Origin of the sequence: Streptomyces sp. V4I8, assembly GCF_041261225.1 — a bacterium.
In the GTDB taxonomy this organism is placed as follows: Bacteria; Actinomycetota; Actinomycetes; order Streptomycetales; family Streptomycetaceae; genus Streptomyces.
This window is the reverse complement of sequence record NZ_JBGCCN010000001.1, coordinates 432,690-456,483: the sequence shown is the minus strand read 5'-3', so window position 1 is coordinate 456,483 and position 23,794 is coordinate 432,690. Positions and strand designations below refer to the sequence as shown.

General features: G+C 70.3%; 21 protein-coding genes and 2 pseudogenes. 17 read left to right on the top strand and 6 right to left on the bottom strand.

Translation table 11 applies throughout. The features are described from left to right. Positions 1 to 17: 17 nt before the first annotated feature. From ABIE67_RS02260 to ABIE67_RS02190, 15 genes are read left to right on the top strand one after another with little or no spacing between them, the layout of a single operon-like run. On the top strand, positions 18 to 2,189 hold the full coding sequence (locus tag ABIE67_RS02260) for a bi-domain-containing oxidoreductase (protein WP_370252490.1): 2,172 nt from the start codon (positions 18 to 20) through the stop codon (positions 2,187 to 2,189). Then, positions 2,186 to 4,129 carry an alginate lyase family protein gene (locus ABIE67_RS02255; RefSeq protein ID WP_370252488.1) on the top strand — a complete coding sequence of 648 codons (1,944 nt, stop codon included), beginning with the start codon at positions 2,186 to 2,188 and terminating at the stop codon, positions 4,127 to 4,129. Before ABIE67_RS02260 ends, ABIE67_RS02255 begins: the two co-directional genes overlap by 4 nt. Positions 4,130 to 4,137: 8 nt before the next feature. Then, on the top strand, positions 4,138 to 5,673 hold the full coding sequence (locus ABIE67_RS02250; protein ID WP_370252486.1) for a right-handed parallel beta-helix repeat-containing protein: 1,536 nt from the start codon (positions 4,138 to 4,140) through the stop codon (positions 5,671 to 5,673). 1 nt (position 5,674) lies between these two features. Beyond that, complete coding sequence (locus tag ABIE67_RS02245) at positions 5,675 to 6,907, top strand: O-antigen ligase family protein (protein WP_370252484.1); 1,233 nt, start codon at positions 5,675 to 5,677, stop codon at positions 6,905 to 6,907. A 2-nt stretch (positions 6,908 to 6,909) separates the two neighbouring features. Further along, positions 6,910 to 8,121: a glycosyltransferase gene (locus tag ABIE67_RS02240; protein WP_370252482.1), complete on the top strand. Its 1,212-nt coding sequence runs from the start codon at positions 6,910 to 6,912 to the stop codon at positions 8,119 to 8,121. Further along, positions 8,118 to 9,353, top strand: a complete 1,236-nt coding sequence (locus tag ABIE67_RS02235; protein ID WP_370252480.1) for a class I SAM-dependent methyltransferase — start codon at positions 8,118 to 8,120, stop codon at positions 9,351 to 9,353. The genes ABIE67_RS02240 and ABIE67_RS02235 overlap by 4 nt, the downstream gene beginning before the upstream one ends. After that, positions 9,350 to 10,144: a glucose-1-phosphate cytidylyltransferase gene (locus tag ABIE67_RS02230; protein WP_370252478.1), complete on the top strand. Its 795-nt coding sequence runs from the start codon at positions 9,350 to 9,352 to the stop codon at positions 10,142 to 10,144. The genes ABIE67_RS02235 and ABIE67_RS02230 overlap by 4 nt, the downstream gene beginning before the upstream one ends. Then, on the top strand, positions 10,141 to 10,788 hold the full coding sequence (locus ABIE67_RS02225) for a PIG-L deacetylase family protein (protein ID WP_370252476.1): 648 nt from the start codon (positions 10,141 to 10,143) through the stop codon (positions 10,786 to 10,788). The genes ABIE67_RS02230 and ABIE67_RS02225 overlap by 4 nt, the downstream gene beginning before the upstream one ends. A gap of 3 nt (positions 10,789 to 10,791) precedes the next feature. Further along, on the top strand, positions 10,792 to 11,817 hold the full coding sequence (locus tag ABIE67_RS02220; protein WP_370252474.1) for an NAD-dependent epimerase/dehydratase family protein: 1,026 nt from the start codon (positions 10,792 to 10,794) through the stop codon (positions 11,815 to 11,817). Beyond that, the gene (locus ABIE67_RS02215) at positions 11,805 to 13,088 is read left to right on the top strand and encodes a DUF4910 domain-containing protein (RefSeq protein WP_370252472.1); all 1,284 of its coding nucleotides are present in this window, start codon (positions 11,805 to 11,807) and stop codon (positions 13,086 to 13,088) included. Before ABIE67_RS02220 ends, ABIE67_RS02215 begins: the two co-directional genes overlap by 13 nt. Before the next feature lie 5 nt (positions 13,089 to 13,093). Beyond that, positions 13,094 to 14,383 (top strand): hypothetical protein, encoded by a 1,290-nt coding sequence (locus tag ABIE67_RS02210; protein ID WP_370252470.1) that lies wholly within the window; start codon positions 13,094 to 13,096, stop codon positions 14,381 to 14,383. Further along, positions 14,380 to 15,327: a glycosyltransferase family 2 protein gene (locus tag ABIE67_RS02205; RefSeq protein ID WP_370252468.1), complete on the top strand. Its 948-nt coding sequence runs from the start codon at positions 14,380 to 14,382 to the stop codon at positions 15,325 to 15,327. The genes ABIE67_RS02210 and ABIE67_RS02205 overlap by 4 nt, the downstream gene beginning before the upstream one ends. Next, the gene (locus ABIE67_RS02200) at positions 15,324 to 16,526 is read left to right on the top strand and encodes a polysaccharide pyruvyl transferase family protein (RefSeq protein ID WP_370252466.1); all 1,203 of its coding nucleotides are present in this window, start codon (positions 15,324 to 15,326) and stop codon (positions 16,524 to 16,526) included. The genes ABIE67_RS02205 and ABIE67_RS02200 overlap by 4 nt, the downstream gene beginning before the upstream one ends. Next, on the top strand, positions 16,523 to 17,074 hold the full coding sequence (gene rfbC / locus ABIE67_RS02195) for a dTDP-4-dehydrorhamnose 3,5-epimerase (RefSeq protein ID WP_370252464.1): 552 nt from the start codon (positions 16,523 to 16,525) through the stop codon (positions 17,072 to 17,074). Before ABIE67_RS02200 ends, rfbC begins: the two co-directional genes overlap by 4 nt. Positions 17,075 to 17,081: 7 nt before the next feature. Next, positions 17,082 to 18,407 (top strand): glutamate-1-semialdehyde 2,1-aminomutase, encoded by a 1,326-nt coding sequence (locus tag ABIE67_RS02190; RefSeq protein WP_370252459.1) that lies wholly within the window; start codon positions 17,082 to 17,084, stop codon positions 18,405 to 18,407. 7 nt (positions 18,408 to 18,414) lie between these two features. On the opposite strand, the gene ABIE67_RS02185 is transcribed toward ABIE67_RS02190, so the two are convergent. From ABIE67_RS02185 to ABIE67_RS02170, 4 genes are all read right to left on the bottom strand, one after another. Beyond that, positions 18,415 to 19,101: a phosphatase PAP2 family protein gene (locus tag ABIE67_RS02185; RefSeq protein WP_370252457.1), complete on the bottom strand. Its 687-nt coding sequence runs from the start codon at positions 19,099 to 19,101 to the stop codon at positions 18,415 to 18,417. Then, positions 19,098 to 19,400, bottom strand: coding sequence for a hypothetical protein (locus ABIE67_RS02180; protein ID WP_370252455.1), 303 nt, complete (start codon positions 19,398 to 19,400; stop codon positions 19,098 to 19,100). The genes ABIE67_RS02185 and ABIE67_RS02180 overlap by 4 nt, the downstream gene beginning before the upstream one ends. 124 nt (positions 19,401 to 19,524) lie before the next feature. Continuing rightward, positions 19,525 to 19,725 carry a hypothetical protein gene (locus ABIE67_RS02175; RefSeq protein WP_370252452.1) on the bottom strand — a complete coding sequence of 67 codons (201 nt, stop codon included), beginning with the start codon at positions 19,723 to 19,725 and terminating at the stop codon, positions 19,525 to 19,527. Further along, positions 19,722 to 20,966, bottom strand: coding sequence for an IS256 family transposase (locus ABIE67_RS02170; protein ID WP_370252448.1), 1,245 nt, complete (start codon positions 20,964 to 20,966; stop codon positions 19,722 to 19,724). The genes ABIE67_RS02175 and ABIE67_RS02170 overlap by 4 nt, the downstream gene beginning before the upstream one ends. 186 nt (positions 20,967 to 21,152) lie before the next feature. Between ABIE67_RS02170 and ABIE67_RS02165 the strand changes: the two genes are divergently transcribed. Then, entirely contained in the window at positions 21,153 to 21,380 is a 228-nt protein-coding gene (locus ABIE67_RS02165; RefSeq protein ID WP_370269654.1) for a hypothetical protein, read from the top strand. A gap of 163 nt (positions 21,381 to 21,543) precedes the next feature. Here the strand turns inward: ABIE67_RS02165 and ABIE67_RS02160 are convergent. After that, a pseudogene (locus ABIE67_RS02160) lies at positions 21,544 to 22,185 on the bottom strand (transposase); the annotation flags it as partial. A gap of 107 nt (positions 22,186 to 22,292) precedes the next feature. Here ABIE67_RS02160 and ABIE67_RS02155 point away from each other — a divergent pair. Continuing rightward, positions 22,293 to 22,964: a transposase family protein gene (locus ABIE67_RS02155; protein WP_370252444.1), complete on the top strand. Its 672-nt coding sequence runs from the start codon at positions 22,293 to 22,295 to the stop codon at positions 22,962 to 22,964. Here ABIE67_RS02155 and ABIE67_RS02150 read toward each other — a convergent pair. Next, a pseudogene (locus ABIE67_RS02150) lies at positions 22,942 to 23,787 on the bottom strand (IS3 family transposase); the annotation flags it as partial. The gene ABIE67_RS02155 and the pseudogene ABIE67_RS02150 sit on opposite strands and share 23 nt — an antisense overlap. Positions 23,788 to 23,794: the final 7 nt, after the last annotated feature.

The following is a 23,794-nucleotide window of genomic DNA, read 5'->3' as shown; positions in this document are numbered from 1 at the left end:
AAATCAGAGGAGTTCGGGTGAAGCAGGTTGTGCAGAACTACAAGAGCGGTGAGCTGGCGCTGCTCGACGTGCCGGTGCCGGGGTGCAAGCCGGGCGGTGTGCTGGTCCGCAGCGCCTACTCGCTGATCTCCACCGGGACCGAGCTCATGAAGGTGTCCGAGGCCGGCATGTCGATGGTGGGCAAGGCCCGCTCCCGGCCGGACCAGGTGGCCAAGGTCATGCAGAGCGTGGCCACCAACGGGGTACCCGCCACCTACCGCAAGGTGATGGGCAAGCTGGACTCCTACACGCCGCTGGGCTACTCGCTGTGCGGGGTGGTCGAGCAGGTCGGCGCCGGGATCAACGATGTGAAGGTCGGCGACCTCGTGGCCTGCGCCGGCAACGAGCATGCGTTGCACGCCGAGCTGAACTGGGTGCCGAAGAACCTCTACACCCTGGTGCCGGACGGCCTTGCGCCGCGGCACGCGGCCTTCGGCACCGTCGGGTCGATCGCGTTGCAGGGTGTCCGCCAGGGCGATCCTCAACTCGGCGAAGTGGCACTGGTCATCGGCCTCGGGCTGATCGGGCAGCTGGTGGTGCAGCTGCTGGCCGCCTCGGGAGTCCGCGTCGTCGGGGTCGACCCCGACCCGGCGCGCTGCGAGCTCGCCGAGCGCCTGGGCGCCGCGGCCTGCGGCGATCCCGGCTCCGCGGCTGCGGAAGCCGCCGTCGCCGAGCTCACCGGCGGTCACGGCGTGGACCAGGTGTACCTGGCCGCCGGCGGCGGCAGTAACCAGCCCGTCGAGCTGGCCGCCCGGCTCTGCCGGGACCGCGGCCGGGTCGTCGACATCGGCAAGTGCCGCCTGGACCTACCGTGGAACGCGTACTACGAGAAGGAGCTCGACGTCCGGTTCTCCCGCAGTTACGGCCCCGGGCGCTACGACCCGGAGTACGAGCTCGAGGGCCGGGACTACCCGATCGGCTACGTGCGCTGGACCGAGCGCCGCAACCTGGCGTGCTTCCTCGATCTCCTCGCCCGCGGCGGCGTCGACGTGGAGCCGTTGATCTCCCACATCGCCGACTTCGACGACGCCGTCGAGACGTACCAGAGCCTGAAGAACGGCGACCTGAAGGCCGTGGCTGTGCTGTTCAAGTACCCCGCGCAGACGGTCGAAGCGGAGGCCCCTGCGGTCGCCGTGCCTGCGGTGAACGTGAAGCCGAGTCCGGCCCGGGCCGGCAAGACGCCGGTGCGTCTTGCGTTCGTCGGCGCGGGAAACTACGCGACCTCGATGCTGCTGCCGCACCTGGCTGGGCGCGACGGCGTCGAGTTGTCGACCGTCGTCACCACGACGGCGCTGTCCGCGGCCAACGCGCAGCGGAAGTTCGGCTTCGCCGAGGCGACCACCGATCTCGACGCCGTGCTCGGTGACAAGTCCATCGACGCGGTGTTCGTGGTCACGCGGCACAGCTCGCACGCCGAACTGACCCGCAGAGCACTGCTGGCCGGCAAGGCCGTGTTCGTGGAGAAGCCGTTGGCGCTCACCGAGGACGAGCTGGCCGGCGTACTCGCGGCGGTGGAGGAGTCCGGCAACGACCGGCTGCAGGTGGGCTTCAACCGCCGGTTCGCGCCGCTGCTGCAGGAGGCCAGGAAGCGGTTCGGCGCCCGGACCGGTCCGGCGAGCCTGCGCTACCTGGTCAACGCGGGCCGCCTGCAGCAGGGCAGCTGGTACCTCCAACAAGGCACCGAGGGCTCGCGGTTCGCAGGCGAGGGCGGGCACTTCATCGACACGGCGAGCTGGCTGCTCGACGCCGACCCGGTCTCGGTGTACGCGGTCGGCACGTCCGGCAACGAGGACCTGCAGGTCGTGCTGCGCTACCCGGACGGGTCCACCGCCACCATCAGCTACGTCACCACCGGCGCGCCCGGCTTCCCGAAGGAGACGCTGGACCTGGTCGCCGACGGGAAGGTGCTACGGCTCGACGACTTCTTCCGTGCCTCAGTGTACGGCCGCAAGCGGTGGGTCAGTTCGCGGCTGCCCAAGGTCAGGGACAAGGGCCAGAACGCCGAACTGGCCGCGTTCGTCCAGGCCGTGCGGACCGGCGGGCCGATGTCGGTGCCGTTGGAGTCGCTGGTCGCCACCACGGCGGCCACCCTCGCGGTGCAGGCCGGCCTGGTCGGCGCTGCGCCGGTGACGTTGGCGGGGCCGCGATGACCATGAGCGCGGGCTGGTACCTGCGGCGCCTGTCCCGGATGGGACCGCGGGAGGCCGTCGGCCGGGTGGGCGACGCGGTGCGCAGACGGCGGTGGCGGTCGGCGCGGCCGGACTGCCCGAGCGTGACCGGCGCCCGGTTCACCGCGCCACTGCCCGCAGGGACGATCGCCGCAGTGCCACCGGACGCCGCGAAACGGCTCATCGCCGAGGCGGACCGGCTGATGTACGGGCACGTCGAGTACTTCGGGGTGGTCCGCGACGACCTCGTCGACCCGGACTGGTGGTGCGACCCGAAGACCGGGCGCCGGGCTCCGTGGGGCTACGCCTTCGACGTGCCGTACCGGGACGAGGACGCGATCGGGGACATCAAGCAGATCTGGGAGCTGTCCCGGCATCAGTACCTCACCCAGCTCGCTGCCGCCTACGCGATCACCGGGAACGAGCGGTACGCCGAGCGCGTGGCCGAGCACCTGCGGTTATGGTGGACGGCCAACCCACCGCTGCGCGGCGTGCACTGGATCAGCGGCATCGAGCTGGGCATCCGGTTGCTGTCGTGGGTGTGGATCCGCCGGCTGCTCGACGGCTGGCCGGGCGCGGCCGGGCTGTTCGAGGGCAACCCGGTGGCGCTGAACCAGATCTGGCACCACCAGCGCTGGCTGTCCGCCTTCCCCAGCCGGGGCTCTTCGGCGAACAACCACGTCATCGCCGAGGCCGCCGGGCAGTTCGCTGCGGCCTGCGCGTTCGGGTGGTTCCCCTCCTCGGCGCGTTGGCGAGCCGACGCCCTGCGGTCGCTGGAGTGGCACCTGTGCGGCAACACCTTCGCCTCCGGCCTCAACCGCGAGCTGGCCACCGAGTATCACGGACTGGTGCTGGAACTCGGCCTGGCCGCGGTGGCCGAGGCGGATCGCGCCGGCGTGCCGGTCCCCGCGTCCATCCGCCTGGTGCTGCTGCGGATGACCGACGCGCTGGCGGCCATCGTGGACAACCGGTTACGGCCCCCGCGCCAGGGCGACGCGGACGACGGGCACGGTCTGATCGTGGACGGCGCGGGCACCGACCGCTGGGCCTCGCTGCTGGCCACCGGGGACGCCGTGTTCGGCCGGCTCAACTGGTGGCCGGCGGTGACCGGCACCAATGTGCGCACCCCGCTGTTGGCCGCGCTCATCAGGCCCACTGAACTGTCCGTGACCCGCCCGGCGAGCCGACCGGCCCACTTCGCCGACGCGGGGCTCACCATCCTGCGCGGCCCGGAAGAGATCTGGTGCCGCTGCGACGGCGGTCCGCATGGCTTCCTGTCCATCGCCGCGCACGCTCACGCGGACGCGCTGTCCGTGGAGGTCCGGCACGACGGGGTCGACGTACTCGCCGATCCGGGGACGTACTGCTACCACGGGCAGCCCGAGTGGCGGCAGTACTTCCGGTCGACCCTCGGCCACAACACCCTCCAGCTGGACGGCGGTGACCAGTCCGTCTCCGGCGGCCCGTTCTTGTGGACCAGACATGCCCACAGCCGAGTACTGGCCGTGGACACCTCCGACGAGGGCGTGGTCCGCTGGTGTGCCGAGCACGACGGTTACCAGCGCTCCGTGCACCGCCGCCGGGTCGAACTGACAGCCACCAGCCGCGAGTTGAGGATAGTCGACGAGGTGCGCGGCCCACGCCGGGCCCTGCGGCTGGCGTTCCACCTCGGCCCGGCGATCACCGCGGACCTGGTGGGGAACCGGGCGGTGCTCACCTGGACCCGGGGCGGCGAGGGGCGCTCCGCGGTGCTCGACCTGCCCGGGCAGCTGAGCTGGCGGGCGCATCGCGGCGAGAGTGACCCGCCGCTGGGCTGGTACTCCGCCGGCTTCGGGCGCAAGGAACCCACCACCGCGGTGATCGGCACCGGCTTCGCCGACGGTGCGGAGGGCTTCACCACCGTACTCAGGTTCCACGGCTAGGGGGGCGCGTGGGGATCAAGAGGCGGCACTGGGCGTGGGCGGCGGCATCGCTGGCGCTGGCCCTGCTGGCGGCGACCGGCTGTGAGAGCACGAACTCGGCCACGTCGGACGCCGGGGCGAGGCCGACCACCGCGCCGTCGTCCATGCCCGTGGCCCGGATATGCGCCAAGCCCCCGGCCGGGCCGGCGAAGGCGCCGGCGGGCGCGGTGACCGTCGACCCCACGGTGGTCGGTGACCTGGCGGCGAAGACCAAGAGCAGCCCCCCGAACACCACGTTCTGGCTTCGGCCGGGCAAGCACCGGCTCGAGCCGGACCGCTACGCCCAGGTCATGCCCAAGGAGGGGAACCGCTACCTCGGCGCGCCGGGCGCGGTGCTCGACGGCCGGAAGAAGAACCAGTATGCGTTCGGCGGCAGTGCCCGCAACGTCACCATCCGCCACCTGACCGTGCAGCGCTTCGTCGCGCCGCCGGACGAGGGCGTGGTCAACCATGACTCGGCCGACGGGTGGGTGATCGAGCACGCGACGATCCAGGACAACTCCGGCGCCGGTCTGATGGCCGGTGCACGCCAGCGGGTCCGCGCCAGCTGTCTGCGCGGCAACGGTCAGTACGGCATGAACGCGTACAAGGCTGGCGACCATATCAGCGGCCTGGTGGTCGAGGGCAACGAGATCGTGGGCAACAACACCGACGACTGGGAGCGGCGGCGGGAGGGCTGCGGCTGCACCGGAGGCATCAAGTTCTGGGCCGTCAACCGCGCCGACGTGCGCGGCAACTGGGTGCACGACAACCGCGGAACAGGGTTGTGGGCGGACACCAACAACAACGACTTCCGCATCGAGAACAACGTGCTCGAGGCCAACGACGGTGCCGCGCTGATCTACGAGACCAGCTACAACGCGGTCATCCGGAACAACACGATCCGGCGGAACAACTGGGGTGAGGGCCGCAGGGAAGCCGACCGCGGCGACAACTTCCCGTACGCGACCGTCTATCTGTCCGAGTCCGGTGGCGAACCCCGGATCAAAGCCCGCACCGACAAGATCGAGATCTACCGGAACGTGCTGGAGAACAACTGGTCCGGGATCACCCTGTGGGAGAACGCCGACCGGTTCTGCAACAGCCCGGCCAACACCTCGTCCGGTGACTGCACTTTGCTGGTGAAGAACACCGACCGCTGCGCAGAGCCGGCGATCGCCAAGGCACCGCTCTACGCCGACTGCCGGTGGAAGACCCAGCGGGTGGACATCCACGACAACCGCTTCGTGCTGGACAGGTCCGTCGTCAAGTGCACGGAGAAGTGCGACCGCATGGCGCTGCTGGCCAACTACGGCACCTATCCGGACTGGTCGCCGTACCAAGGCGAGCGGGTGGCCGAGGCGATCACCCACAAGCAGCACAACCGCTGGCACGACAACATGTACCTCGGGCCATGGAAATTCGTCGTCCAGGACCCGAGCCGGGTGCTCGGCTTCGGGAAGTGGCAGGGCACGCCGTACCGGCAGGACGCGGGCAGCACCTTCCGCGCACGGGACGGTGGTTGAGATGGGCGCGGACCACACGTCGAAGATCGTCGGGACGGTCTGGGGGCTGCTGGTCCTCAACACGCTCGGCTCCGCCGGGGCGAAGACCATCGTCCCGCTGCCCCGCTCCCTCATCCAGATGGTCACCATGGGCGCGCTGGTCGCCGCGTTCGCGCTGGCGCTCACGGTCAATCTCCGGCTGCGGATCCGACCCAGCGCCTACCTGCTCCTGCTCACCCTGCTGCTGGTGCCGAGCGTGATCTCCAGTGCGCACCTGGAGTCCGGGTTCGGCGCGCTGTTCCGCTGCACCCGGCTGGCTCTCTTCGTCGGCACGCTGTGGCTGCTCAGCCGCTGGTGGGACGGCGGCCTAACGTTCGTCCGGCACCACATCCGGATGTACTTCGCGGTACTCGGGACGGTGGCCGCCGGCCTGGTCATCTCACCCGGTGCGGCGATGCCCGAGCTCTACGGCGGACGCCTGGTCGGCGCGTTGTGGCCGCTCACCCCACCGCAGATAGGCCAGTACGCCGCGGTGATCATCGGGCTCACCGTGCTGCTCGTACTGGGCCGCCGGACCGACAGGGCCAGTGCGGCGGTGGTCATCGTGCCGTCACTCGTCCTGCTCGTGCTCACCCATACCCGGACGGCCACGCTCGGCCTGTTCATCGGTCTGGCGATGGCGATCGGCTCGCTCATGCTGACCAGCGCCGCTGCCCGCCGGTTCTTCACCTGGGCGGTGCTGTGCGCCGTGGTGGCCTCGGTGGGGTTCGCCTCCGCGCTGCAGGCGTGGTTCCTGCGCGGACAGAGCAAGGACAACTTCTCCAACCTCACCGGTCGGGCCAAGGTCTGGGACGCGCTGCTGGCTGAGCCCCGGTCGGCCTCGACGAAGTTGTTCGGCGTGGGCCTGGGTGACAAGTCGTTCGGCGGGCTGCCGATCGACAACAGCTGGCTGGCCGTCTACAACGAGCAGGGTCTGATCGGCGTCACCCTCGTCGCGGCGATCATCATCGTGCTAGGCGGCGTCGCGTTGCTGCGGCCACCGTCGCTGCAGAGGGGCTGCGCGATTTTCCTGATCAGCTACTGCGCGATCGCGTCGTACACCGAGGCCGGTCTCGGCGACGCCTCGCCGTATCTGCTGCATCTGGCCCTGGCCGCCTCGCTGCTGGCGGCACCCGCCGCGCCGTCGCCCCTCGGGACGCCCGAAGTCCCTCGACGACATGTCCCGCGCTGGGCCCAAAGATCGGAGGTGACCTGAGCATGCACGTCCTCGTGGTGCACAACCGCTACGCCTCGGCGCAGCCGAGCGGGGAGAACAAGGTCGTCGACCAGGAGGTGGAGCTCCTGCGCGAGGCCGGCCACCGGGTCGAGGTGTTCGAGCGGCGCAGCGACGACATCGCCGCCCGGTCCCTGCTGGGCAAGGCCGCGCTACCGCTCCTTGTGCCGTGGAACCCGGCGGTCCGCGCGGAACTCGCCGCCCGGCTGCGTACCGAGCGGCCGGACGTGGTCCACGTCCACAACGTCTTCCCGCTCCTGTCGCCGGCGGTGCTCGCCGCCTGTGCCGACGCCGGTGTGCCCGCCGTCGCCACGCTGCACAACTACACCCAGATCTGCCCGCCCGGCACGCTGCAGCGGGACGGCCGGCCGTGCACCGAGTGCGTCGGGTCGGCGGCGCCACTGCCGGCCGTCCGGCACGGCTGCTACCGGAACTCCCGCCTCGCTACGGTGCCGCTCGCGATCAGCCTGTCGGTCAACCGGCGGCGGTGGTGGTCCGGCGTGGAGCGGTTCTTCTGTATCTCCGCGGCGCAGCGCGACGTCCTGGTACGGGCCGGCATGCCGGCCGAGCGGCTGACGGTGAAGCACAACTTCGTGCCCGACCCGGATGACCGCAGATCAGGCGCCGGCGAGCATCTGCTCTATCTCGGTCGGCTCGCGGAGGCCAAGGGCGTACGGCTGCTCATGGCGGCCTGGGACGTCCTCGCCGCCGACGGCGCTGTGGGCGCGCCGCTCGTGATCGCCGGCACGGGGCCGCTGGAGCGAGAGGTGACCGCCTGGGCGGCAGGCCGGGACGACGTCCGCTACGTCGGCCTGTTGGACCCGGCGGAGTGCCAGAAGGCCATCGCGCAATCGGTCGCCGTGGTGGCTCCCTCGACGTGGCTGGAGGCATTCGGCCTGGTGGTCGTGGAGGCGATGGCCGCCGGCGCCCCGGTCGTGGCCGCCGGTCATGGCGCGTTCGTCGAACTCGTCGAGGACGGCGTGACCGGGCTGTTGCACCAGCCGGGCGAGCCCGCCTCGCTCGCGGCCTGCATACGCCGGATCGCGGCCGAGCCGGCCCTGGGCCGGGAGATGGGCCAGGCAGGCCGGCGCCGTTACGAGCAGGGCTTCAGCCCGGCCGTCGGCCTTGAGCGCCTGGTGGAGGGGTACCGCACCGCGATCGCGGTGCGGACGGAATCAATGGGGGGCAGTAGATGACACGATGCCGACTCTGCGGCTCGGCGGCGCCGGCGAGCGTCGTCGATCTGGGGGCGACGCCGCCGTGCGAGAGCTTTCTCGCCGCGGACCAACTGGACCAGCCGGAGCCGGCGTACCCGCTGCACCTGCGGGTCTGCACCGACTGCTGGCTGGCGCAGATCCCGCCGCTGATCACGCCGGAGGAGACGTTCACGCAGTACGCGTACTTCTCCTCGTACTCGACCTCCTGGGTTGAGCATGCGCGCACGTTCGTCACCGACGCCGTCCAGCGGCTGGGGCTCGGCCTCGACTCCTTCGTGGTCGAGGTCGCGAGCAACGACGGGTACCTGCTCAGGCACGTGGTGGACCGTGGGATCCGCTGCCTCGGCATCGAGCCGTCGGTGAACGTCGGCGCAGCGGCCCGAGACGCGGGTGTGCCCACGCTCACGGAGTTCCTGGACCCCACCACTGGTGCCGACGTCCGCGCCGAACACGGCCCGGCGGACTTGGTCGTGGCCAACAACGTGTACGCGCACATCCCCGACGTGGTCGGGTTCACCCAGGGGCTGCGCGCCCTGGTCGCCGACGACGGCTGGCTCTCCATCGAGGTGCAGCACCTGCTGACCCTGATCGAGAAGAACCAGTACGACACGATCTACCACGAGCACTTCCAGTACTACACGGTCGCCTCCGCGATCCGGGCCCTTGCGAGCGGGGGACTCACGCTCGTGGACGTCGAGTTGCTGCCCACACACGGCGGCTCCATCCGGCTGTGCGCCCGGCCGGCCGAGGCGGCGGGCGAGCCGACGCAGCGGGTGGCCGACGTACTGGCCCGGGAGAAGGCCGCCGGGCTGCAGGAGCTGTCCGGGTACACCGAGTTCTCCGCCCGGGTGGCCAAGGTGCGCCGGGACCTGCTGCGGTTCCTGATCGAGGCGGCCGAGCGTGGCGAGACCGTCGTCGGCTACGGCGCCCCGGGAAAGGGCAACACCCTGCTCAACCACTGCGGCATCCGGCCCGACCTGCTCCCCTACACGGTCGACCGCAACCCCTACAAGCACGGCAGGTTCACCCCGGGCACCCGCATCCCGATCCTGCCGCCCGAGCAGATCGCCGCCGATCGACCGGACTACGTCCTCGTCCTCCCTTGGAACCTGCGGGCCGAGCTGGTCGAGCAGCTGTCCTTCGTGCACGACTGGGGCGGCCGCCTTGTCTTTCCCATCCCGGAACTCAGCATTGTCGAGGTCAAGTCATGAAGGTCGTTCTGTTCTGCGGCGGTTACGGGATGCGGATGCGCAACGGAGCCGCCGACGACGTGCCCAAGCCGATGGCGATGGTCGGCCCGCGACCGCTGATCTGGCACGTCATGCGCTACTACGCGCACTTCGGGCACACGGAGTTCGTCCTGTGCCTCGGCTACGGGGCCCACCACATCAAGGACTTCTTCCTCAACTACGAGGAGACGACGTCCAACGACTTCGTGCTGAGAGGCGGTCGGACCGAGCTGCTCTCGACCGACATCGCGGACTGGACGATCACGTTCGCGCAGACCGGCATCGAGTCACCGATCGGAGAGCGGCTGCGTCGGGTGCGGTACCACCTGGACGGCGACGAGATGTTCCTCGCCAACTACGCCGACGTGCTCACCGACGCCCCGCTGCCCGAGATGATCGACCGGTTCGCCCGGCGCGACGCCGGGGCGTCGATGATGGTGGTGCCGCCGCAGCCGTCGTTCCACTGCGTGGAGTTGGGCGAGGACGGTCTGGTGGGGGGCATCACCGCAGTGAGCGAACTGCCGCTGTGGGAGAACGGCGGCTACTTCGTGCTCCGCCAGGAGGTCTTCGACCACATACCGGAGAACGGGGACCTGGTCGCCGACGGCTGCGCCCAACTGGCCAAGCGCGGTCGGCTGACGGCGTACCAGCACCGCGGCTTCTGGAAGCCGACCGACACCGTGAAGGAGCGGGCTGCGCTCGCCGCCGCCTACGCCCGGGGCGACCGCCCGTGGGCCGTATGGGAGCGGGACCGCGCGGGGGTGGGGGCGTGATCCCGCTCGGCACCGGGCGCCTGGACCGGATCGTCGCGGTGGGCGCGCACTGCGACGACATCGCCATCGGTGCCGGCGGCACGTTGCTAACGCTGTGCCTCGCGCGGCCGGGCATCCGCGTCGACGCGCTGGTGCTCTCCGGCGGTGGCAGCGAGCGGGAGCAGGAGGAGCAGGCCGCGCTCGCCGCCTTCTGCCCGGGCGCCGACCTGCGGCTGACCGTGCACAAGCTGCCGGACGGCCGGCTGCCCGCGCACTGGGAGGAGGCCAAGGCCGCGATCGAGGAGCTGCGCGAGCAGACCGACCCGGATCTGATCCTGGCCCCGCGCACCGATGACGCGCACCAGGATCACCGCGGCCTGGCGAAGCTCATACCCACCGCCTTCCGCGACCACCTCGTGCTCGGCTACGAGATCGTCAAGTGGGACGGCGATCTCGGCCGTCCGACGGCGTACCAGCCACTGTCGCCGGAGATCGCCGAGCAGAAGGTGCGGCTGCTGCAGGAGCACTACCCCTCGCAGCGGCACCGGCCCTGGTACGACCGGGAGGCCTTCCTCGGCCTTGCGCGGATCCGCGGCATCGAATGCCACGAGCGATACGCCGAGGCGTTCGCCGTCACCAAACTCACGCTCAACCTGGGGGGTTGACCCTTGCGCGTACTACTGACCGGACACCAGGGCTATTTGGGCACCGTGATGGCCCCGGTCCTTGCCGCCGCCGGGCACGAGGTCGTCGGCCTCGACTCCGGCCTGTTCGCCGACTGCGTCCTCGGCCCGACGCCCGCGGACCCGCCGGGGCACCGGGTGGACCTGCGCGACGTCACGGCCGAGCACGTGGCCGGGGTGGACGCCGTGATCCACCTGGGCGCGCTGTCCAACGACCCGCTGGGATCGCTGGTGCCGGAGCTCACCTACGACATCAACCACCACGCGTCCGTACGGCTGGCCCGGCTGGCCCGCGACGCCGGAGTGCAGCGGTTCCTCTACGCGTCGACCTGCTCGGTCTATGGCGCCGCCGGCGGCGATGACCTGGTGGGCGAGGACGCCCCGCTGCGCCCGGTGACTCCGTACGCGGAGTCCAAGGTACGGGTGGAGGACGACCTGCACGCCCTGGCCGACGGCGACTTCACCCCGGTGTTCATGCGCAACGCCACCGCCTTCGGCTACTCGCCCCGGCTGCGCGCCGACATCGTGCTGAACAACCTGGTGGGCCACGCGCTGCTGTCCGGCGAGGTGCTGGTGCTGTCCGACGGCACCCCCTGGCGCCCGCTGGTGCACGCCGCCGACATCGCACGGGCCTTCACGGCCGCGCTGACCGCGCCGCGGGAAGCGGTGCACGACCGGGCGTTCAACATCGGCAGCGAGACCAACAACGTCACGGTCGCCGAGATCGCAGAGCAGGTCGCCGAGGCGGTGTCCGGCGCCAAGGTGGTGATCACCGGGGAGACCGGTGCCGATCCGCGGTCGTACCGGGTTGACTTCTCCCGATTCCGCACCGCGATACCCGGCTTCGACTGCGAGTGGACGGTGAAGCAGGGCGCGCTCGAACTCACCGACGCCTACCGCGAATACGGGCTGACCCGGGAGGACTTCGAACGACGCTTCACCCGGCTGGCCGTGCTGCGCGCGGCGTCCGACGCCGGCGCCGTCGACGACACCCTACGGTGGCGCCGGTGACCACGGCCGGCGAAGAGATGTACGCGCTGGTGGAGCGGCTGTACCCGCTGTGCCGGAGCATCACCGGCGACGGCGTGCGCGCCACCCTGGAGATCGTCGCCGAGTACATCCCGCTGCAGACACACGAGGTGCCGACCGGGACGCAGGTGCTCGACTGGACGGTGCCGCAGGAGTGGAACATCCGCGACGCGTACATCGCCGACACCGCCGGCCACCGGGTCGTCGACTTCGCCGCGTCCAGCCTGCACGTGCTCGGCTACAGCGTGCCGGTGTCGGCGACCATGCCGCTGGCCGAACTGCGCGGACACCTGCACACCCTGCCGGACTACCCCTCCTGGGTGCCGTACCGCACCAGCTACTACCAGCCGGAATGGGGGTTCTGCCTGGCCCAGGAGACCTTGGACGCGCTGCCGGACGGCGAGTACGAGGTGCGCATCGACTCCACACTCGCAGATGGCCACCTCACCTATGCCGAGCACGTGGTCCCCGGCCAGGTCGCCGACGAGGTGATCGTCTCCTGCCACGTCTGCCACCCGTCGCTGGCCAACGACAATCTGGCCGGCATCGCGGTGGCGACGTTCCTGGCCCGGGCGCTGGCGGAGCAGACGCCGTGGTACACCTACCGGTTCCTGTTCGCGCCCGGCACCATCGGGGTGATCACCTGGCTGGCCCGTAACGCGGAGCGGGTGGAGCGGGTCAAGCACGGGCTGGTGCTGGCCTGCGCCGGCGACTCGGGCTCGCTGACGTACAAGCGGAGCAGGCGCGGCGAGGCGGAGATCGACCGGGTGATGCGGCACGTGCTGTCCGCCTCCGAACGGCCGCACCGCATCGCAGAGTTCACTCCGTACGGCTACGACGAGCGGCAGTTCTGCTCACCCGGGTTCAACCTGGGCGTCGGCTCGCTCACCCGGACCCCGTACGCCGACTACCCCGAGTACCACACCTCGGCGGACAACCTGGACTTCGTCTCCCCGGAGGCGATGGCAGACACCCTCGCGGTCTGCCGCGAGGCATTCGCCGTCCTCGACCGCAACCGGCGGTACGTCAACCTCAGCCCCTACGGCGAACCACAGCTGGGCCGACGCGGGTTGTACGACGCGCTCGGCGGCCGCAGCGACACCAAGCAGGCCCAGATGGCCATGCTCTGGGTGCTCAATCTCTCCGACGGCGAGCACAGTCTGCTGGCTGTCGCCGAGCGGTCCGGGCTGCCGTTCGACACCGTCGCCGCCGCGGCAGGCGCCCTGCACGGGGTCGGGCTGATCAAGGCATGACATCGATGACCACCGACGGGGAGCAGACCAGGCCGAAGGCGGCGACCGCCAGGCGGGCCATCGCGGGCCGGCTGTCCTGGGGGCTCGCCGACCAAGCGGCCTCCAGCATGAGCAACTTCGCGGTGGGCATCTACGTGGCGCGCTCGCTCGGGGTGACCGCGTTCGGCGTGTTCAGCCTGGCCTGGGTGACCTACGGCGTGGTGCTCAACGTCTCCCGCGGCCTTGCCACCGACCCGCTCGTGGTGCGCTTCAGCGGCGTGCCGGAGGCGTCCTGGCGCGGGGCGGTGGCCCGGTCGTCGGGTACCGCGCTCACCGTCGGTGTCGCCCTCGGAGCGGTGTCCCTGGTGGCCGGGCTCGTTCTCGACGGCCGCGTGGGGCCCGCGTTCGCCTGCCTGGGAGTCATCCTGCCGGGGCTGTTGCTGCAGGACGCGTGGCGATTCGCCTTCTTCGCCGCCGGCGCCGGGCGGAAGGCGTTCGTCAACGACCTCGTGTGGGGCGTGGCGCTCGTCCCCGCCATGGTGCTGGCGGCCCGCGTGGGCAGCGTGGCCGCTTTCGTGCTCGCCTGGGGTGGATCCGCCGCGGTGGCCGCGGGGTACGGCTGCCTCCAGTGCGGGATCCGGCCCCGATTGACCGGAGTGCGCGAGTGGCTCCGCGAGCACCGTGACCTCGGCTCCCGATACCTGGTCGAGAACGTCAGCAACAGCGGTGCGAGCCAGCTGCGGGCGTACGGACTCGGCGCGATCGTCGGGGTCGGCGCGGTGGGTGTGGTCCGGGGCGCGGAGCTGCTGCTCGGTCCGTTCCTCGCGGTGCTGATGGGGCTGTCGCTGGTCACCGTCGCGGAGGCGGCTCGGGTGCTGCGGCGGGCCCCGCACCGACTCGGCACGTTCTGCCTCCTGCTGGGCGGCGGGCAGGCGGCCGCCGCGCTGCTGTGGGGCGGGGCGCTGCTCCTGGTGCCGGACCGGCTCGGCGAACTCGTGCTCGGCGGCGTCTGGAACTCCGCCTCGGAGCTGATCGTGCCGGTCACGCTCGGCGTCGCGGGCGCGGGACTCGGCACCGGCGCCGCGGCCGGACTGCGCGCGCTCGGCGTGGCCCGGCGCAGCCTGCACGCTGGGCTGTTCGCCTCCACCTGCTACGTCGCCGGCGGCCTCGGCGGGGCGGTCGTCGTCGGCACCGTCGGCTCGGCCTGGGGCGTCGCCGCCGCGACCCTCTGCGGCTCGGCCGTGTGGTGGCTGCAGCTGCGGTCCGCCCTGCGCGAGCACCACCAGAACACCATCCGTGAAGTGAGGACGCCATGACCGCCCATCCCCGGCTGAGCATCGGCCTGCCCGTGTACAACGGCGAGGAGTACCTGGCCGAGTCGCTCGACGCCCTGCTCGGCCAGACGTACGAGGACTTCGAGCTGGTCATCTCCGACAACGCCTCGACCGACGGGACCCGGGAGATCTGCCGCGAGTACGCCGCGCGGGACTCCCGCATCCGCTACATCCGGCTGACCCGGAACATCGGCGCCGCGCCGAACCACAACTACGTGTTCACCGAGTGCCGCGGCGAGCTGTTCAAGTGGGCCTCGCACGACGACCTTTACGCCCGCGACCTGCTGCGGCGCTGCGTGGAGGCGCTGGACGAGCGGCCGGACGTGATCCTCGCGCACTCCGGCCAGGCGGTCATCGACGGCGACGGCCAGGTGAAGGTCCCGTACGAGTACGGGCTCGCCACCGACTCGCCGCACGCGCCGGAGCGCTTCCGCAGTCTGCTGTTCGAGCCCGGTGGCGACGACTTCTACGGGGTGATGCGGGCCGACGTGCTGCGCCGGGTGAAGCCGCACGACAGCTACCACCACGCGGACCGCACGTTCGTCGCCGCGATCACCCTGCACGGGCCCTTCCACCAGGTGCCGGAGCTGCTGTACTTCCGCCGCGATCACCCCACCCGCGCCGAGCGGGCGAACCCCTCCAAGCGCTCCCGGTGCGTCAACCTGGACCCGCGAAGGGCAGGCCCGCTGCACCCGACGCCCCGGCTGCTCGCCGAGTACGTCTGGGGCTTCGTTTCGGCGATCCGGCGGGCGCCGTTGTCCCCGGCCGACCGGCGCGCGTGCTACCGCCACCTGGCCGAGTGGATGACCAGCCGGGTCCGGCCGGGCGCCGGCGAGCGGGTCGAGGACCGCGCCCCGGTCGACCCAGGCGGGCTCACCGTATCCGTCGACGCCCTCGTCGCCGGCCGTGAGGGGAGGCAGGCGTGACCGCTGCCCGCGTCGGGGTGTTCGGCCTGCTCGGCTCCGGCAACCTCGGCAACGACGGGTCGCTGGAGGCCGTGCTCGGCTACCTCCGCGCCGAGCACCCGGAGGCGGTCGTGGACGCGCTGTGCGGCGGACCCGAGGTCGTCACGGCCCGATACAGGATCCCCGCGACGCGGCTGCACTGGTACCGCGGGGAGTACCGGACCGCGTCCCGTGCGGGCGCGATCACGGCGAAGGGCCTGGGCAAACTCGTCGACGTCTTCCGCACCGCCGCCTGGGTACGCCGGCACGACGTGGTGATCGTGCCGGGCATGGGCGTCCTGGAGGCCACGCTGCCGCTGCGGCCGTGGGGCTTCCCGTACTCGCTGTTCCTGCTCTGCGCGAGCGGCCAGCTGTTCGGCACCCGGGTCACTCTGGTCGGCGTAGGCGCGGACAAGATCGGCGACCGGCCGACCCGGGCCCTGGTGCGCTGGTCGGCGCGGCTGGCCGCGTACCGCTCGTACCGCGACGACCTGTCCCGCGACGCGATGCGGGCGATGGGTGTGAACACCGCGCGCGACAAGGTCTGCCCGGACCTCGCCTTCGCACTGCCGACACCGCGCGGGAGCATGCCATCGGGCTCGGTCTGCGTAGGCGTCATGGACTTCCACGGCAGCAACGACGACCGTGCCCGGGCCGAGGAGATCCACCGGCGCTACCTGGACGGGACGACACGGTTCGTTCGCGCACTGGTCGAGGACGGCAGACAGGTACGGCTGCTCACCGGCGATGCCTGCGACTCGCCGGTCGTGGCCGCGATCCTCGACGCGGTGGACTCCCCCCTGGTCACGGCACCCGAAGTCGCGTCACTCGCAGACCTGATGAAAGAGATGGCGGCCGCCGACACAGTGGTGGCGACCCGCTATCACAACCTGATCTGCGCGCTGAAGGTCGGCGCCCCCACTCTCGCGCTCAGCTACGCGGCGAAGAGCGACGCACTCATGGACCGTATGGGCCTCGCCGCCTACTGCCACCCGGCTCGCGAGGTCGATGCCGACCGGCTGCTCGAACAGTTCCGGGAACTGGAGAAGCGATCGACGGAGCTGCGACAGACCCTGACCGAACGGAACGTGGCCGCGACCCGCCAACTCGACGATCAGTTCTGCGAGTTGACGGCGGCCCTGTTGCCCGTGAACAACCGAGCCCGCCGGGAGGCCTCATGAAAGTGACCGAAGTCCCGGCGATCGCGGGCGCGTTCCTCTTCGAGCCGACGCCGTACACCGACGAACGCGGCTACTTCTGCCGCACCTTCGACGCCGACGTGATCCGCTCGGTGGGCCTCGACCCGCACGCCTTCGTCCAGGACAGCGTGTCCCGCTCGGTCCGTGGAGTGCTGCGTGGCCTGCATCTGCGCTCCGGCGCCGGCGAGGCCAAGCTCGTGCGCTGCTCGTACGGGAAGATCTTCGATGTCGTCGTGGACCTGCGGCCGGACTCGCCGACGTATCTGGGCCAGGCCTTCTTCGAGCTGTCCGGCGAGACACAGGCGACCCTGTACATCCCGGCGGGATGCGCGCACGGCTTCCAGGCACTTACCGCCACCGCCGGCACCTCGTACCGGATCGACCGCCCGCATGATCCGGCCGAGGACGTGACGATCGCCTATGACGACCCGGAGCTTGCCATCCCCTGGCCGCTGCCGGTCCCTTTGATGTCTCAGCGGGACCGGGAGGCGCCGAGCCTCGCCGAAGTCCTCAAGCACAGGGAGAGTTGAGGTCGTCGTGGACACGGAAGAATTCCAACTGCCCCGTTCGCGGCTGGCGACCGAGCGGCTGCACGCTATGATCCCCGGTGGCGCGCACACCTACGCCAAGGGCGACGACCAGTACCCCGAAGACCTGGCCCCGGTGATCAGTCACGGCCGCGGTGCCCACGTATGGGACGTCGACGGCAACCGCTACATCGAATACGGCTCCGGCCTGCGCTCGGTCAGCCTCGGCCACGTCCACCCACGTGTGACCGAGGCGGTGCGGCGGGAACTCGACCGCGGCAGCAACTTCGTCCGGCCGTCCATTGTGGAGGTCGAAGCCGCGGAACGCTTCCTGGCCACGGTGCCAACCGCCGAGATGGTGAAGTTTGCGAAGAACGGCTCCGATGCCACCACCGCCGCGGTGCGCCTCGCCCGCGCCGCCACCGGGCGCCCACGGGTGGCCCTCTGCGCCGACCACCCGTTCTTCTCCGTGGACGACTGGTTCATCGGCACCACCCCGATGTCCGCGGGTGTTCCGGCGGCGACCACTGACCTCACCGTGTCCTTCCCCTACGGGGACCTGGCGGCCACGGAGGAACTGCTCAACCGCTACCGGAACGAGGTCGCCTGCCTGATCCTCGAACCCGCCACCCACACCGAGCCACCACCCGGCTACCTCGCCGGCCTGCGCGAGCTGGCCGACCGGCATGGCTGCGTCCTGATCTTCGACGAGATGATCACCGGCTTCCGCTGGTCCGAGGCGGGCGCTCAAGGCCTGTACGGCGTCGTCCCCGACCTCTCCACGTTCGGCAAGGCGCTGGGCAACGGGTTCGCCGTCTCCGCTCTGGCCGGGCGCCGTGATCTGATGGAGCGGGGCGGGCTGCGTCACTCAGGCGACCGGGTGTTCCTGCTGTCCACCACGCACGGTGCGGAAACGCACTCCCTGGCAGCCGCGATGGCCGTGCAGACCACCTACGTCGAGGATGGCGTCACGCCGCAACTGCACGCCCTCGGCGAGCGGTTGGCCGCCGGTGTCCGCGACGCCGCGGCCACCATGGGCGTCAGCGATCACGTCGTCGTACGCGGCCGGGCCAGCAACCTGGTCTTCGCCACGCTCGACGAGAACGGGCAGCCGTCGCAGGAGTACCGCACTCTGTTCCTGCGCCAACTCCTCGCGGGCGGGGTGCTTGCCCCGTCGTTCGTGGTGAGCAGCGCGCTCGGCGGCGCCGACATCGACCACACCGTCGACGTGGTGGCCCAGGCATGTGCGGTGTACCGGAAGGCACTTGACGCCGCCGACCCCACCCCCTGGCTGGGCGGGCGGCCGGTGAAGCCCGTGTTCCGTCGCTTGGCGTGACGTGACGTCAGCGGCGCTCCGGCTGACCCCCGTCGGCCGTCCACTCGACCGGCCAGTCGGCCATTCGGTCGACCAGCCACGCGGTTGCCGGTGTCACCGCCAGCGCGGTGCACCAGCCGCCGAGGACATCGGTCGGGTAGTGCGCGCCCAGAGCGACCTGCGCCCAGCCCATGGCGGCGCCGGCGACCAGCGCCGCGGCGAGCACGAGTGATGTGCCGGCGGTCCTGCCCAGGCCGAGCCGGCCGCTCGCGAGCAGCGCCACCACGAGGGCGAACGCGGTGAGGAAGGCGGTGTGCCCGCTCGGATAGGATAGGTTGCCGTCGCCGTGGATGGTGCGTCCCACTAGGGACTTGAGCAGCGTGGTCGTCCCCACGGTCATGACGACCCCGGCAAAGACGAGCACCGCCGCGCGAGGACGCCGAAGCAGCAGGCAGCCCGTCACGGCGGCCACGACCAGCGTCGCAGCTCCGGCGGGCTCCCCCAAGAAGTCCGTGGCCAGAGCGACGTACCGCCACGGCGGCCGCACACTGTCCGCCGTCGGCTGGATGATCCACCTGTCCACCCTGCCGGGCTCACTGTGGCCGGCGTACAGCACCCCGACCACGCCGACCACCAGCGCGGCAAGGGCCGCGATCAGCCCGAGCCACACGCGCAGCGACCGGGGCAGCACCGCGGACACCGACCGGCCGGTCACACGCCCACCACGTCCGGTCGACCTGCGGTACTTTGCCGTGATTGGTAGATGGTGTTCCGGATCTTGTCTTCAGGCAGAGTGAGGGTGCGGCCCTTCATTCGACCGGTGGGCAGCCATGAATCAGCGGCTTCCTGTTTCCCTTGCTCCAGGCCCTCTTGAAGGCTGCCCAGCCTGCTTTCGGTGACGTTCTTGTCTGCCAGGCGCAGCAGTGGTTTATGTCCCAGTCCCCGTGGGACCGCGAGCCAGTCAGTGACCGGCAGATCGACCTGCTGATGCCCGAGCTGGCCACCGCGCCCCACGACGACGGAGCGTTGTTTCTGGACACTTCGGTGACCGTAGGTCCGGGCACGCCACCGCCTATGTGTCCCGTCAGTACCTGGATGGTGTCGTGCACCTCCCGAAGGGTGGCGCCTGAGGGTACCTTCAGGCGGCGCCAGATGGGGGGGCCGGGAGTCCCGCAAGGTGACCTTGATCTTGTGGATGGTCTGGCTCGGTGCCGACCGTGAACTCGGCATCGCGCGCCTGGGTTTCGCCATGGCAGCCATCCTGCCAGCCTGTGTGCCCGGCTGCGGCCGGATGCCTGCCGTTCTCGATGGCGTCCCGTGTGATGGTGTAGGCGATCATTCTCCGGTGGTGTTCGGGGTGCCGGGGAGCGCGCGGGTGGTGTTCCCGGCGTGTTCGTCGGCGTAGATGGCGGTCATGCTGCCCTCGGGGAGGTAGCGGCGGGGGAAGGCGATCCACTCGTCGTGTAGTTCGCTGAGGATGGCGGTGACCAGGCGCTGGAGTGCGGCGGGGTTGGGGAAGACCTGGACGACGTCGGTGCGGCGTTTGATCTCCCGGTTCAGTCGTTCCAGGGGGTTGGTGGACTGGATCTTTTTCCAGTGCTGGAGGGGGAAGACGGCGAACGCGGTCAGGTCTTCCTTCGCGTCCAGGAGCATTTCTTTGACCTTGGGGAACTGCTCGCCGAGCATGTCGGCGACGGTGTCCAGCTGGGCTTGGACCGCTTGGGCGGTGGGCTGGGCGAAGACGGTGCGGATGGTCGCGGCGACCATCTCGCCGGTCCCCTTGGGGATGTGTGCGAAGCAGTTGCGCAGGAAATGGACACGACAGCGCTGGTAGGCGGATCCCAGCATGACCTTGCGGATCGCCTTGACCAGGCCGCTGTGGTGGTCGGCGATGACCAGGCGCACCCCGGACAGGCCGCGCTCGCGCAAGGAGCGCAGGAACTCGGACCAGAATGCCTCGCTCTCGCTGTCGCCGACAGCGGTCCCGAGGACCTCGCGGCCGCCGTCCTCGGTGATGCCGGTGGCGATGACCACGGCCTGGGAGACGATCTGGTGGTTCACCCGTACCTTGCAGTACGTCGCGTCCAGGTAGATGTAGGGGAACCGGGTGTGGTCCAGGGGCCGGGTGCGAAAGGCGGTCAGCGGCTCGTCCAGCTCGCCGCAGATCCGGGAGACCTCGCTCTTGGATATCCCGCTGTCCCCGCCCAGGGCCTTGACCAGGTCGTCGACGGAGCGGGTGGAGACTCCGTGGACGTAGGCTTCCATGATCACGGCGTAGAGTGCCTGGTCGATGCGGCGCCTGCGCTCGAGCAGGCTGGGGAAGAAGCTGCCGGTGCGGAGCTTGGGGATCTGAAGGTCCAGGTCGCCGGCCTGCGTGGTCAGGGTCTTGTCGCGGTGCCCGTTGCGGAACGCCGTTCGCGAGGCAGTGTGCTCGTTCCACTCGGCACCGATGTGCGCGGCGGTCTCGGCCTCGATCAGTTCCTGCAGCATCCGCTCGGCCACACTGCGGACCAGCTCGATTCCATCGGACGAGCGTAGTGACCGAAGCAACCGCAGTAAGTCATCCTGGGACAGGGCCATCGTGCACTCCCATCGCTTGAACTGGCGTTTTAGCAGGGAGAGTTGCACGGTGGCCCACCCCTTGGTCAGGGAGCGGCCACCCCCATCAGGCGTGCGCCCCGGGCAGACACCCGCGCACACCCACACCTCGATCGCCTACACCACGTCGCAGGACGCCATCCCGTTCTCCGGCAACAACGATCAGCCGTGCGAGGAGTCGAAAAGGGTGAGTCCCTATGGACGCCTCGCCGGAGCATCAGCAGACCCGACGAGATCGCCTACTACCTCGGCTATGCGCCGGTGGACATGGGCGTCGACCGGCGCCACACCCAGGCCGTCCTCGCCCTTGCCCGCCGCCGTGTCAACGTCCTCTGGGCACTCCTACGCGATGGGAGGTGCTACGAGCTCGCCCCGCCCGGTGCGCGCGCGGCTTGACAGACCGCATTAGCCTCGCCGTTTCGGTTGAGGCGATGAGGCGTCGCTGAGGGGCCATGGTTGGGTGGCTGACGCGATCTCGGTGCTCGGGCATGGCGGAGTCCCGGCGCGGTGGTCGGCTTCTCCAAGGTCCTTCGAGTCGTGGTGGGTCAGGGTTCGCTGGTCAGCTGCCGGGACGGGGCAGTGCGGCGAGGCGATGGAAGGCCGTGGTCAGTTCATGTCTCCAGGGCCAGGTCGCCGATATTCGCAAGCGCAGGCGGCGGCCGCCGCGGGTGAGGCGTGCGGCGACATGCAGCAACCGGTAGCGGAGCTTCTTCGGCTCGGCGGCGGCCAGTTCACCGTCCAGCAGCAGGACGCGGGCCCAGGCTAGCAGGTCGATCGCCGTGAGGCTGAGTTCGAGCCAGACGGTGTTGACGCCGAAGTGGCGGGAGGGGAAGCGGCCGAAGCCGGTGGTCTTGCCGCACCGGATGTGGTCCTCGACGGTGGCATGCCCGCGGTGGCGGACCTCCAGGAACTGGGCGGAGCCACCACTGGAGTAAGGGGTGTCGGTGAGGAATACCTGGTGACGCAGGCCCTCGTCCTGGTCGAACAGGGACAGTTGGGCTCCGGGGTGCGGCCGCTCGCGGCGCACGATGATGCGGGTGCCGACCGGGTAGCCGTCCAGATCGACCATGCCGGTCAGTTCGGCGACCTCGGCGCCATCACGCAGGGTGCCGTCCTGGTCCAGGGCGGGATACCAGAGGCGGTCGGGCATGGCCCGGACAGCTCGGCGGACCGGCTCGGTGATGGCGTATCCGACCGAGAAGAAGGCCCGGAGGGTTATTCACGGGCTTGGTTTCTTGATCGGCAAGGCGGCCCTGCTCGGTAGCCTGGCGTTTGCGACGACGTCAGTTTTCCACCGGGGTAGGGCCGTTGAGCTGGAACGTTACGACAGGGCTGGAAGCGGATCAACTGGAGGCCTTGGTGGTCCGGGTCCACACGATGCTGGTGGAGGACCCCGATCCGCCCGTGGTGCCGGGACGGATGTGGGCGCTGGGCCTGTACAAGTCCGTGGTCCTGGTGTTGTTCCTGCTGCGGCAGAACCCCGTCCAGCAAGCGGCGGCGGAACTGTTCCACATCTCCCAGGCCACCGTCTCGCGCCGGTGGACCACGCTGCTCCCGGTGGTGGGGACGGCCCTGGCCGAGCATGTGCCCGACCCCGCCGACGCCTCACACGGCAGGATCGTCCTGGCCGACGGGACCCTGGTCACCACGTGGGACTGGGCGAGCGAGGGCACCACGATGTTTTCCGGCAAGCATCGTGACACAGGCTTCAACCTGCAGGTCGCCGCCACTCTCAGAGGGGACCTGCTCGCCGTCTCCGTGCCGGTACCCGGCAGTCGGCACGACATGTACGCCTGGCGCCAGTCCCACTTCCCCAAAGCCTTCGCCGACCGGGAGAGCATGGGGGATCTGGGCTATGCCGGCTCCGGCATGCTCACCGCCCGCCGCAAGCCACCCGGTCAGGAACGCCCCGTCAAAGAAGGGCCTTCCACCCGAAGGGTGGACACCTGTTTGTTTGTTATGCGGCGAGTGTCAGGGTAGCTGACATCTGTTCGTAGGCGACGGGGCTGAGCTGTCCGTTCGCCGAGTGGCGGCGCCAGGTGTTGTACCGCGTCAGCCAGCGGAAGACGGTACGCCGGCGGGCGCCGGCCCCGTCGAAGCGCCGTGCTCCCTTGAGGATCTCCCGTTTCAGAGACGCGTGGAAGGACTCGCAGGCGGCGTTGTCCGCACTCGTCCCGACGGCACCCATGGACTGGGTGACTCCCAACTCCCGGCAGAGGCCGGCGAATTCACGGGATCCGTACTGCGCCCCGTGATCGCTGTGGAAGATGGCGCCGTCGAGGCTGCCACGGGTGGCGGCGGCCATCTTCAGCGCGTCGGCAACGAGGTCGGTGCGCATGTGATCGGCGATCGACCAGGCCGCCACCCGGCGTGAGGAGCAGTCCAGGACCGTAGCGAGATAGAGGTGCTCGCCGTCTCCGACGGGGAGATACGTTATGTCGCCCATGTACTTCAGGTTCGGCGCGGCAGCGGTGAAGTCCCTCTTGAACAGGTCCGGCACCGGCGTCTGCGACGGCTCGGGGATGGTGGTGCGTATGCGCTTGCGCAGGTGGAAGCCGGTGATGCGGAACTTGCGCATGACGCGGGCGACCCTCTTCTCGTTGATGTGCATGCCGTGGGTGTCGCGGAGCTCGGCGGTGATGCGTGGGGCGCCGTAGGCGCCGTCCGAGTCCGTGTGCACGGCCCGGATCCTGTCGGCCAGGACCTGGTCGTCCCGCTCGCGCTGGGCACGGGCCTCACGCGAAGAGCGCCACTTGTAGTAGCTGGAGCGGACGACGTCCAGCACGTGGCAGAGCCGCTTGACCTCACCA